The sequence below is a fragment of the Actinomadura sp. DC4 genome, assembly GCF_030406325.1.
GTDB lineage: Bacteria > Actinomycetota > Actinomycetes > Streptosporangiales > Streptosporangiaceae > Actinoallomurus.
The window spans coordinates 142,361-153,007 of the sequence record NZ_JAUEQY010000023.1 but is presented as its reverse complement, the minus strand read 5'-3'; the positions used below and the strand labels follow the sequence as shown (position 1 = coordinate 153,007).

The window sequence follows — 10,647 nt, the reverse complement described above, 5'->3', positions numbered from 1 at the left end:
CGAATCGCTTGCAACGATCGCGTTGCCGTCCCCCGCAGGCAACTGTCAGCGGGAGCGAGCGAAGAAGGCCATCCAGCTCGGTGTGAGGCTCGGCACCGGAGGGCGTCTATTGGTTGTCCTTGAGGAGTTGTTGCGTGCGGGTGAGGAATGCCTGGCGGACGTCTTCTGGGTGCAGTATCCGGAGTGGTCGGCCGAGGCTGAGCAGGTAGCGGGCCAGGCCGTCGGCGTCCGGCCCGCCGATGTCGATGATCGTGGCGTCATCGCCGTCCGGGCGGTGGACGCCGACCGTCGGTGGTACCAGCCTGCGTGCCTCATCGGCCGGTACGGCCAGGCGGATGGTCACCCGCACCGGGTAGGGCCTCAGCGCGATCCCCGTACTGACCATCTGTGCCGGATCTGGCGGGTCGGGCAGGGCGGTGGGCTGCCCGGTGGCTGTGGCATCGACGATGCGATCGGCGCGGAAGGTGCGCCAATCCTGTCGCGTCACGTCGTAGGCGAGGAGGTACCAGCGGTGGCCTGTGTAGACCAGGCGGTAGGGGTCCACCCGGCGGGTGGAGGTTGTCCCGGCCCTGTCGCGGTAGGTCAACCGGGTACGTTCACATCGCCGGCACGCGGTCGCCAGATCGAGCAGCAACGCGGGGGAGATCTGGCGGTCGTCGGGTCGCGCGGTGTGGGTGAACGCGGCGTCCAGTTCGCCGAGCCGGTCGGCGATCCTGGCCGGCAGCACCTGGCGTAGTTTCAGCAGCGCCGACAGGGCTGCCTGGTCGCTGCCGGAGACTCCGCTGAGGGCGGCGGTGCGCAGCCCGACAGCGACCGCGAGCGCCTCCTCCTCGTCAAGGATCAGCGGCGGAATGCTGGTCCCGGGCCCGAGGTGGTAGCCGCCCCATGGGCCCATTTCCGATTCGATGCCGTAGCCGAGTTCGCGTAGCCGGGCGATGTCACGGCGAACCGTCCGTTCGGTGATCTCCAGTTGGGCGGCCAGATCAGCGCATGTCCAGGACTGCCGTGTCGACAGCAAGGACAGCAGCCGGAGCAACCGTGCCGAGGTGGTGACCACGGACGACAGTCTGCTCGATGACCAGGACCGTTTCTGACCGGGTCATACCGTAGCGTCGTCGACATGACCGAGAACTCACGATGAGCGACGAACCAACGGAACTGACCGTTACCGATGCCCGAGCCTGGCGGGAGTGGCTCGGCGAACACCACGGCGGCTCGGCAGGGGTGTGGCTGGTCCTCGCCAAGCAGAACACGACCAGTCCCACCGGCCTGACCTATGAACAGGCCCTCGACGAAGCCCTGTGTCATGGCTGGATCGACGGTCGTCTACGACGGCGGGATGAGGTCACCTTCTGCCGGCGCTTCACCCCCCGCGGGAAGCAGAGTCCCTGGTCAGCGCGGAACGTTTCCATCGCCACCCGCCTGATCGGCGAGGGCCGGATGCATCCGGCCGGAGTGACCGAGGTCGAACGCGCCAAGGCCGACGGCCGGTGGGAGGCGGCCTATGCGGGACAGGCCGGCATCGAGGTGCCAGCCGACCTGGCCACCGCGTTGGCCGCAGAACCCCGGGCGCAGGCGATGTTCGACATCCTCACCTCCCAAAACCGTTACGCCGTCCTCTACCGGATCGCGAACGCCAAACGCGCCGAGACCCGAGCGCGCCGCATCACCCAGTTCGTTGAGATGCTCGCGCGCGGCGAGACGATCCACCCGCAAAGGCGAGCCCTCGGCGGCTGAACGCCGCCCCTCTCCTCCACACCCACGTACATGACAGCCCGCGTTCGGCCGCAGGGGGCGCCACGGGACATCCCTTAGGATCGGCGCGTATCGCCATCACGAACGGAGTACGCGCATGTCCACGCCGGTGACCGTTCCCGAGTGGCATGAGTTCTTGACCGGTCCCGGCACCCGATGGCCCGGCACGCAGCCTGCGGGCGAGGACGCGGTCCGCGCCGTCGAGCGGCGGCTCGGTGTCCCGCTGCCGCCCAGCTACCGCAACTTCCTGCTGGTCAGCGACGGCTGGGCCGAGATGCCGACCAACGCGGGCACGTTGCGAACGGTCGAGGCGATCGGCTGGTACCCGGAGGCGGACCCCGAGATGTGGACCGCGTGGTTCGGGCCGGGCATGGACTTCCCCGCGTTGGAGTCCGAGCTCACACGGTGCGTACTGATCTCGACCGACTCCCACCAGGGCGACGTCTGGGTGCTCAGCGCGGGCCACATCGGCGCGGACGGCGAGTGGCGGGCGTACGAGTGGTGGCCGGGCGACGGCGGCGACCTGTCGCCCTACGACAGCTTCGGCGCGCTGCTGCTCAGCGCACGCGACAAGTGGCTGGCCGAAGCGGAGGCGTGACGCTCACGGCCCGCCGGGCTCGGCGGCGTACCCTCCGAGGACCTGGTCGGCGCCCCGAACAGCAGCCTCCGCGCGTCAGTCGTTGGCGAGTGCTGCGTGTGCGGCGTTGTAGCCGGGGATGAACGTGATGCCGGGGCCGCCGTGGCAACCCGCGCTGCCCAGGTACAGTCCCTCGACGCCGAGCGGCTGGTCGGTGTAGCCGTTCGGTCCGGGGCGGCCCGGGCCCATCTGCTCGGGATGGAGCAGACCGTGGCAGTAGTCGCCCCCCGGCGCCGCGAACATGGTCTCCATGTGGCGTGGCGTGAACGTCGTGTGTTTGGTGATGAGGCGGGCGAAGTCGGGGGCGATCCGGGTGATCTTGTCGATGACGCGCTGCCCCATCTCGGCCTTCAGCCTCGCGTAGTCGGCGTGGCCGGCCTCGATCGGGAACCACAGGGAGAACGCCGACGCGGCGTGCTTGCCCGGTGGGGCGAGGTCCGGGTCGTGGGCCGACGGGATCTGGAACGCGATGGCCGGGTCGGCCGGTACGATCCCGCGGCGGCAGTCCTCCCACTGCTGCTGGAGTTCTTCCGGGGTGCTGAACAGGCCGATCGCCGCCTGCATCGCCGGGTCGTCCAAGAGTTCGTACGGTGCCGCGAACTCCGGCGCGCCGTCCAGCGCGAAGTGCATCTGTACGTAACTCCCACGGTGGTCCACGTGGGAGAACCGCTCGCGTACGTCGGCCGCCACCGCACCGGGCGGGACCAGACGGGTGAGGGTCAGATCGGGGGCGACGCAGGAGACGACGATCGGAGCGTCCAGGGTGGATCCGTCCTCGGTCCGTACGCCGACCACGCGTCCGCCGGCGACGCGGATCTCCTTCACCTCCGTACGCAGCCGCAGCTCTCCTCCGGCGGAGGTGAACAGGTCCCGCAGATGCGTGGTGAGCGCGCCGATGCCGCCTCGCGGTTTCTTCATCAGCACCGCGTCCTCATCCGGGACGGCCAGGCCGAAGGCCAGGGCCGCGGCACTGCCCGGTGTCGCGGGTCCGCGGTAGGTGGTGTTGACCGCCAGGAAGGCGAGCATCCCGCGTAGCGCGCCGTGCTTGTCCCTGTCGGGGAGATAACGGTCGAGTACGTCGGTGACGGATCCGAACAGCAGGTCGGTGATGCTGGCCCGTTCGGCCTCACTCGTCGCGCAGGCGTACATCTCGTCCAGCGTCTTCGGCGGCCGGCCGGCGTCGAAGCGGCCCAGCGCCCTGGCCGGCGCCTGGCTCCAGGCCATCAGGCCGGCCATGCCGTTGACCGCCTCGGCGCCGTGCACCTCGGTGAGGTGGGTCATCAGCCGCATCAGGTCGGTGTAGTAGACGACCGGGTCGTCGCCGATGCCCCGCATGGACACCGACATCACGTCCAGGTCGATGGTGGGCACCGAGTCCAGGTCGAGCTCGCGGCTCACCGTCGCCGAGGTCGGGAACTGCAGCGAGCCGGCGATCTCGAACTTGTAGCCCTCGAACAGCTCCACGGTGGCGGCCATCCCACCGGCGTACCGCTTCGACTCCAGGCAGATGGTGCTCAGGCCCGCCTGCTGCAGCAGGGCGGCCGCGGTCAGGCCGTTGTGTCCCGCGCCGATGACGATCGCGTCGCAGCCCTGCATTGCGCCGCCTCCCGGTTCTGCTGGCTCTGCCGGCAGGCTGGCACGCGCCACATGTTTCGTCAATAGTGACGAAACATGCCGTCGACCATCCCGTGCTCGATCGAGGTGAGCGCGGAGTGGCACAGCTGGGCCAGCTCGGACAGGGAGCGTTCGTCGCGCAGCATCCAGACCTCCATCGCGCCGAAGACGGCCGCGGCGATGCAGCGCGCGGTGACCGTCACGGCGAGTGGCGTGCCCGCGGCCGTACGGCGGCCCAGCCGCTCGGCGACGGCCTCGGCGAAGTCCGACTCGACCTGGCGGATGTGGTGGACGATTCGTCCGGGATCGAGCGCCTCGGCACGCAGGGAGGCGATCTGCGTGACCGTCCCCACGTCGTACGGGAAGGCGAAGATGGCCGCCCGTACCGACTCGATGATCGGCTCGTCGTCCGGACGCGCGGCCAGAGCGTTGCGGAACCAGTGCAGGCCGGCGTCGTAGTCGGCGAACAGCAGATCGTGCTTGGAGGTGAAGTGACGGTAGAAGGTCCGCAGTGACACCCCGGCGTCCGCGGCGATCTGATCGGCGGAGGTGTCCTCGACACCCTGGGCCAGGAACCGGACCAGAGCGGCACGCCGAAGCGCCTCGCGCGTGCGTTCGCTGCGCACCGTGCGCGCCGGCCTGTCCATGCACCAGAACTTATCTGTTTCGACAATATTGACATAGCTCGCCACCGAGGTGACGCTGGCGAGATGGTGTCGCTCATCGCCCACGCCGCTCTGGGCGTGGCGGTCATCTGGTTCCTCGTCGCCGCCAATCGGGCGATCTTCCGCCGCCCGGCGGCCGGCTCACTGCTCTCGCCACTGGAATGCGTGTACTACGTCGTCGGCATCGCGTCGGTCGCACTGGGCTGGTACTTCAACATCCGCTTCGTGCGGGAGTACGCGGACGGCAACGCCAACCCGATCTGGGGCGACGGCAGCTGGGCGCAGTACATCAGGCTGATGTTCGTCAACCCGGCGGCGAGCTCCGCCGGCCAGGACTACACGATCGGCAACGTGATCCTGCTGCCACTGATGACGATCATCGACGGCCGCAGGCGCGGCATCCGCCACCCGTGGCTGTACTTCGTCTCCAGCCTGTTCACCAGCTTCGCCTTCGCCTGGGCCTTCTACCTGGCCACCACCGAACGCCAGCGCCGCCTGGCGGAATCACCCGCGCTCACTCACGACAAGATCTGAACAACCGCCCGCAGAGGGACCGGCGGGCCGGAGTCAGCCGCACCGACCGGCCGCCCACCAGGGCCTCCGGCGCGGGCGACAGATACTCCCCGAAGCCCAATCCTGCTGCGACCACGGGTGTGCCGGCGCATCTGGAACGCGGCGGACTCGTGGTCGCGATCGTTCTTCTGATCCTGCCCCTACCGTCCACGCGGCACGAGTCCCGCCTCGAAGGCGACGATCGCCAGGTGGACGCGGTCCCGAGCCTCGAGCTTGGCGAACAGACGCGCGACATGCGTCTTCGCGGTCGCCGCGCTGATCACCAACCGCTCGGCTATCTCAGCGTTCGACAATCCCTGTCCGACCAGTGCAAGCACCTCCCGCTCCCGGTCGGTGATCCCCGTGATGGGTCTCGAGTCCGCGGCGGGCCCGGCGTCCGGTTCGGGGGCCGCGAGGCCGGACGTTCCGGCGAAGTCCGCGATCAGCCGTCGGGTCACGCTTGGCGCGATCAACGCGTCGCCGGCGGCCACCACGCGGATCGCGTCCAGGATCGCGTCAAGGGCCATGCTCTTGAGCAGGAATCCGCTGGCGCCGGCGCGCAGTGCGCCGTAGACGTACTCGTCGTCGTCGAAGGTCGTCAGCACCAGCACCTTGGGCGGGTCCGGTTCGGCGGTCGCCTGCCGGGTCGCCTCGATCCCGTCCATGCCCGGCATCCGGATGTCCATCACCACGACGTCCGGCCGCAGCACGCGTACCAGGCGCACCGCCTCGCGGCCGTCGCCGGCCTCGCCGACCACCTCCAGGTCGTCGGTGCCGCCGATCAGGATCCCGAGCCCGACCAGCATCAGCGGCTGGTCGTCGGCCAGCAGCACCCGCACGCTCATGCCGGGAGCCTCGCCGTCACCCGGAATCCGCCCTCCGGACGCCGGCCGGCGCTGAACTGGCCGGACAGCAGCGACACCCGCTCGCGCATGCCGAGCAGGCCGAAGCCGCTCCCGCAGGGCGCCGTCGAGTGCCTGGGACGGCCAGGCCCGCCGAGACCGTCGTCCCCGTCGTCCACCACTTCAATCGTCACTCCCTCCGGCTCGTATCCGACCGCGACCCGGCACGTCCGCGCCCCGGAATGCCGCACCACGTTCGTCACCGACTCCTGGATGATCCGGAACGCCGACAGCTCGATCTCCGACGGCAGCGGACGCCGCTCGCCTCGCCAGGCCACGTGGACCCGCACCCCGGCGTCGGCCGTGCGTTCGGCGAGCTGTGGGACGTCGGCCAGGCTGCCGGCCGGCGCCAGCGAAGCGGCCCCCGGCATGGCGTCGTCCGGCTCGGCGCGGCGGAGCGCCCCGAGCATGCGCTGCAGCTCGAGCAGTGTCTCCCGGCTGGTGGTCTCGATGCCGGTCAGCGCCTGCCGCGTCTGCTCGGGCCTGGTCTGGACGACCCGTGCCGCCGCTCCCGACAGCACCGTGATGATCCCGATGCTGTGCGCGACGCTGTCGTGCAGTTCGCGGGCGATCCGCAGCCGCTCGGTCAGGACGGCGCGGGCCGCCCTCTGCTCGTGCAAGGCTCCGAGGTATTCACGGCGTTTGCGATACACCCCCCCCCCCCCCGAAGACCCACGCGACCGCGAACCCCACCGCGAGCCCTCCGGAAAACTGGGCCGCGTCGCTGACGGTCTCCCCGGGGATGTGGGTGACGTTGACGAACGCGGCCGCGACGGCCGCGACGGAGCCGACGGCGGCAGCCTTCGGCCGCCGGACAGCGAGGTACCCGCCCAGGGCGACGAGCAGGACGAACACGATCGAGGGCCGCGCGCCGAAGATGTCGCCGAGCACTGCTTCGCCCAGGACCGCCGCGAAGACCGCCGCCGGCAGACGGCGCACGAGCAGGACCGGAAGGGCGAGCAGGAAGAAGAGCCCGGTCCGGGAGGCCGGCATCGTCCAGGCGAGCATCAGCGCGTAGAAGCAGGTGGTGGCCAGCACCGCGGCCTGTGACATCAGCCAGGTCACGCGCTTCGATGTCGAGAGACGCCGGAGAAGCTCTTCCATACGGAGATCGTATTCAGCGACGTCGGCGCTGCGCGTCGCCCCAGGGATGTACGCGCCGTACACTGCCGGGCCGATGACCTGGGGAACGGTGACATCCGCCGGCCGACGCGACGGATGGCGGGCTGTTCCTAGGTTCGGGGACATGACGAATGCACCGCTGATCGATCTTCGCGATACGACGAAGAAATACGACGACGGCCCGCCCGCGCTGGCCGGTGTGACCTTGTCCGTGGCGTCCGGTGAGTGCGTGGCGGTCCTCGGCCATTCCGGCAGCGGGAAGTCCACACTGCTGAATCTGATCGCCGGCCTGGACAGGCCCTCCAGCGGCAGTGTCACCGTCGACGGCACCCGCGTCGACCGGCTCGGTGAGGCCGGTTCGGCGAAGTACCGCCGGGCCTCGATCGGCATGATCTTCCAGTTCTTCAATCTGCTCGACGACCTGACCGTGTTGGACAACGTCATGGTTCCAGCGCGGCTGGCCGGGATGGGCAAGGGCGAAGCGAGGCGGCGGGCCATCGAGCTGCTCGGCTCGCTGGGCATCGACCGGCATGTCAAGGCCTACCCGCAGCGGCTGTCCGGCGGGCAACGGCAGCGGGTGGCGGTGGCCAGGGGCCTGATGAACAAGCCCGCGCTGCTGCTGGCCGACGAGCCGACCGGCGCTCTGGACTCGAACTCGGCCGAGGACGTGCGCCGGCTGCTGCTGGACCTGAACAGCGAGGGCCAGACCATCCTGCTGGTCACCCACGACGTGCGGCTGGCCGCGAGCACCGCGCGCCGCACGATCGAGTTGGTGGACGGCGCTGTCGAGCGCGACGTCATCAACCACGGCGACGGTGCCGGTCTGGCCGCCCGCACACCGCCGACCCGTCCGGCGGGAGCGGTCGGATGACACTGCGCGAGCCGCCGATGCCCCGGCGCCTCTTCGAGGTCGGATTCCCTGCCATGGCCCGCCTGCTGCCGGCGGTGAGCCGGTGAGCGCCCTGGGCAAGGTCGTACGCTCCGGCGTGGGCCGTCGTCGGGTCCAGTCCCTCGTCGTGGCCCTGACGACGTTCGCCGCGGTGACGTCATCAGTACTCTCCCTCGGCCTGCTGGCCGTCGTGCAGGCCCCGTTCGACCACGCCTTCAGCGCTCGGAACGGGGCGCACCTGGCGGTCCAGTTCGACGGCTCGAAGGCCACGGCCGCGCAGGCCGCCGCCACCGCGCACGCCGCCGGTGTCACCGAGGCGGCCGGACCGTACCCGATCGCCGCCGCCCTGGACACGACCGTCGGCATGGACTGCTCCCAGAAGGATTGGGCCGGTCACGACAACGGTCCGATCACCGTCACCACCCGGACCGGCCTAGGGAGCACCTCCGGGATGGACCAACTCGTGCTGACCCAGGGGCGCTGGCCGACGAGCCCGGGCGAGATCGCCCTGCCGTGGCAGCACTACGCCACCGCCTGCTTCGGCGATTCGGTGGTGTTCTCCTCCCTGCCGGGCAAGCCGTCGTTCAGGGTCGTCGGCTTCGGCGGCTCGGTGACCAACACCGCGACCGCCTTCGCCACCGCCGACGGTTTCGCGCGGCTCACCGCTGCCGGCGCCAAGTCCGACGAACAGATGCTCTACCGGTTCGCCAAGGCCGGGACCAACGCCGACATCGCCACCGACAAACAGGCGGTGGCCGCCGCCGCGCCGGCCGGCGCGGTCGAGGGCGGACAGACGTACCTGATCGCGGAGCAGCAGACGACCGGCAACGCCAAGGCCTACGTGCCGTTCCTGGTCGGCTTCGGGTTCCTCGGGCTGTTCATGTCGGTGCTGATCATCTCGATCGTGGTCAGCGGGGCTGTGGCCTCGGGAATCCGGCGCATCGGGATTCTGAAGTCGCTGGGCTTCACCCCTTCGCAGGTGGCCCGCGCCTACACCGCGCAGGCCATGATCACGGCGACACTCGGCCTGGTGCTCGGCACGGTTTTCGGCAACCTCCTGGCCGTGCCGATCCTGGGCGGGGCCACCGAGCAGCTCGGCGCGGCCAGTGCCACGATTCCGTTGTGGGTCAGCGCCGTGGTGCCGCTGGGCACCCTGCTGATCGTCGGCGTCACGGCTTTGATCCCGGCACTGCGGGCCGGCCGGATGCCGACGATGCGGGCTCTGGTGGTCGGCCGCGCCCCCAAGCCTCAGGCCGGGGGCGGTCAGACGGCGCAGCGTCTGGCCTCGCGCCTGCCGCTGCCCCGGGCCATGTCGTTGGGGCTGGCCCAGCCGTTCGCCCGGCCGGCCCGGACCGCACTGGTCGGTACGGCGGTGCTGTTCGGCGTGGTGAGTGCCACGTTCGCGGTGGGGCTGGAGAGGGGGTTCAACAAGTACCTGGACACCAGCACCTCAGGCTTCAACGTCGCGTCGGAGTTCGTGGAACCCACCGCCGACGTGGGCGTGCCCTGGGGTCTCTACGGGCCCAACGACCCGCGTGACCCGCACCTGGATGCCACCAAAGTGGCTGCCGCGCTCGCCGGGATCCCGGGCACGAAGGCCGCGTTCGGCTGGGGCGAAAGCGGCGCGACCATGGTCGGCGCCCCGCCCGGCGGCGAACCGACGCGGGTGTTCACCGTCACCGGCGACTTCTCCTGGACGCACCTGGAGCTGCTGTCCGGCCGCTGGTACTCGGCGCCCGGCGAGGCCGTGGTCGGCGACAAGCTGGCCTCGGCGGTGGGGATCCACGTCGGTGACGACGTCACCGTGGTGCAGAAGAACAAGCGCCTGTCGCTGAAGGCCGTCGGCATCAACTTCGACACCAACGTGGGCGACTACACGCTCATGACGGATGCGGCCACCTTCACCGCCGCCGGTCTGACCCCGCACGTCGACCAGTTCAACGTCGAGCTGGCCGACGACGTCAACGGATCGGACTGGTCCACCTCGGCCGCCGCCGCGCTGACCCCGCTGAACGCCTCGGTCCAGCCGAACTCGGGCGGGGGCAAGAACATCGTGGTGATCACCATGGGCGCCCTGGTGGCCACGCTCACGCTGATGATGATCGCGGTCTCCGCGCTCGGGGTGCTGAGCATGGTGGTGCAGGACACCCGGGAACGGGTCCATGACCTGGGAATCTTCAAGGCCCTCGGGATGACGCCCAAACAGACCATCGCGATGGTGCTGACCTCGGTGTCCCTCACCGGCCTGATCGCCGGGCTGATCGGGGTCCCGCTCGGGGTCGCGGTGGAGAAGGCGACGCTGAACCCGATGGGGAACGCGATCGGCCGGCACCTGCCGCCGAGCGTGTCCCATACCTACACCGCCGGGCTGCTCATCCCCCTGCTGGCCGGCGGGATCGTGATCGCCCTGCTCGGGGCACTGCTGCCGGCCAGCTGGGCGGCACAAACCCGGACCGCCACCGCGCTGCGGACCGAGTAGGACGAGCAGAGCCGCCGGTCGCCGCGGCAGAA

11 protein-coding genes are annotated in these 10,647 nt (G+C 70.2%); 5 read left to right on the top strand and 6 right to left on the bottom strand.

Translation table 11 applies throughout. The features are described 5' to 3' along the window. Positions 1–106: 106 nt before the first annotated feature. Positions 107–1,057, bottom strand: coding sequence for a YafY family protein (locus tag QWU11_RS32355; protein WP_290118275.1), 951 nt, complete (start codon positions 1,055–1,057; stop codon positions 107–109). A gap of 80 nt (positions 1,058–1,137) precedes the next feature. On the opposite strand from QWU11_RS32355, the gene QWU11_RS32350 reads away from it, so the two are divergent. Both QWU11_RS32350 and QWU11_RS32345 read left to right on the top strand, forming a co-directional pair. Further along, the gene (locus QWU11_RS32350) at positions 1,138–1,737 is read left to right on the top strand and encodes a YdeI/OmpD-associated family protein (RefSeq protein WP_290118274.1); all 600 of its coding nucleotides are present in this window, start codon (positions 1,138–1,140) and stop codon (positions 1,735–1,737) included. Positions 1,738–1,852: 115 nt separating this feature from the next. Next, complete coding sequence (locus QWU11_RS32345) at positions 1,853–2,353, top strand: SMI1/KNR4 family protein (RefSeq protein WP_290118273.1); 501 nt, start codon at positions 1,853–1,855, stop codon at positions 2,351–2,353. A 75-nt stretch (positions 2,354–2,428) separates the two neighbouring features. Here QWU11_RS32345 and QWU11_RS32340 read toward each other — a convergent pair whose 3' ends face one another. Together QWU11_RS32340 and QWU11_RS32335 are read right to left on the bottom strand one after the other, a co-directional pair. After that, positions 2,429–3,988: an NAD(P)/FAD-dependent oxidoreductase gene (locus tag QWU11_RS32340; RefSeq protein ID WP_290118272.1), complete on the bottom strand. Its 1,560-nt coding sequence runs from the start codon at positions 3,986–3,988 to the stop codon at positions 2,429–2,431. A 59-nt stretch (positions 3,989–4,047) separates the two neighbouring features. Continuing rightward, positions 4,048–4,653 carry a TetR/AcrR family transcriptional regulator gene (locus QWU11_RS32335; protein ID WP_290118271.1) on the bottom strand — a complete coding sequence of 202 codons (606 nt, stop codon included), beginning with the start codon at positions 4,651–4,653 and terminating at the stop codon, positions 4,048–4,050. 63 nt (positions 4,654–4,716) lie between these two features. Here QWU11_RS32335 and QWU11_RS32330 point away from each other — a divergent pair, with 63 nt between their 5' ends. Beyond that, positions 4,717–5,205 carry a DUF2834 domain-containing protein gene (locus QWU11_RS32330; protein WP_290118270.1) on the top strand — a complete coding sequence of 163 codons (489 nt, stop codon included), beginning with the start codon at positions 4,717–4,719 and terminating at the stop codon, positions 5,203–5,205. Between the two features lie 179 nt (positions 5,206–5,384). On the opposite strand, the gene QWU11_RS32325 is transcribed toward QWU11_RS32330, so the two are convergent. The 3 genes from QWU11_RS32325 to QWU11_RS32315 are packed head-to-tail and all read right to left on the bottom strand — an operon-like array spanning position 5,385 to position 7,292. Further along, entirely contained in the window at positions 5,385–6,068 is a 684-nt protein-coding gene (locus tag QWU11_RS32325; RefSeq protein ID WP_290118269.1) for a response regulator transcription factor, read from the bottom strand. Then, positions 6,065–6,745 (bottom strand): histidine kinase, encoded by a 681-nt coding sequence (locus tag QWU11_RS32320; protein ID WP_290118268.1) that lies wholly within the window; start codon positions 6,743–6,745, stop codon positions 6,065–6,067. Before QWU11_RS32320 ends, QWU11_RS32325 begins: the two co-directional genes overlap by 4 nt. Before the next feature lie 13 nt (positions 6,746–6,758). After that, positions 6,759–7,292: a hypothetical protein gene (locus tag QWU11_RS32315; protein WP_290118267.1), complete on the bottom strand. Its 534-nt coding sequence runs from the start codon at positions 7,290–7,292 to the stop codon at positions 6,759–6,761. 10 nt (positions 7,293–7,302) lie between these two features. On the opposite strand from QWU11_RS32315, the gene QWU11_RS32310 reads away from it, so the two are divergent. Both QWU11_RS32310 and QWU11_RS32305 read left to right on the top strand, forming a co-directional pair. Continuing rightward, complete coding sequence (locus tag QWU11_RS32310) at positions 7,303–8,118, top strand: ABC transporter ATP-binding protein (RefSeq protein WP_290118266.1); 816 nt, start codon at positions 7,303–7,305, stop codon at positions 8,116–8,118. Between the two features lie 82 nt (positions 8,119–8,200). Then, positions 8,201–10,615, top strand: a complete 2,415-nt coding sequence (locus QWU11_RS32305; protein WP_290118265.1) for an FtsX-like permease family protein — start codon at positions 8,201–8,203, stop codon at positions 10,613–10,615. Positions 10,616–10,647 lie beyond the last annotated feature (32 nt).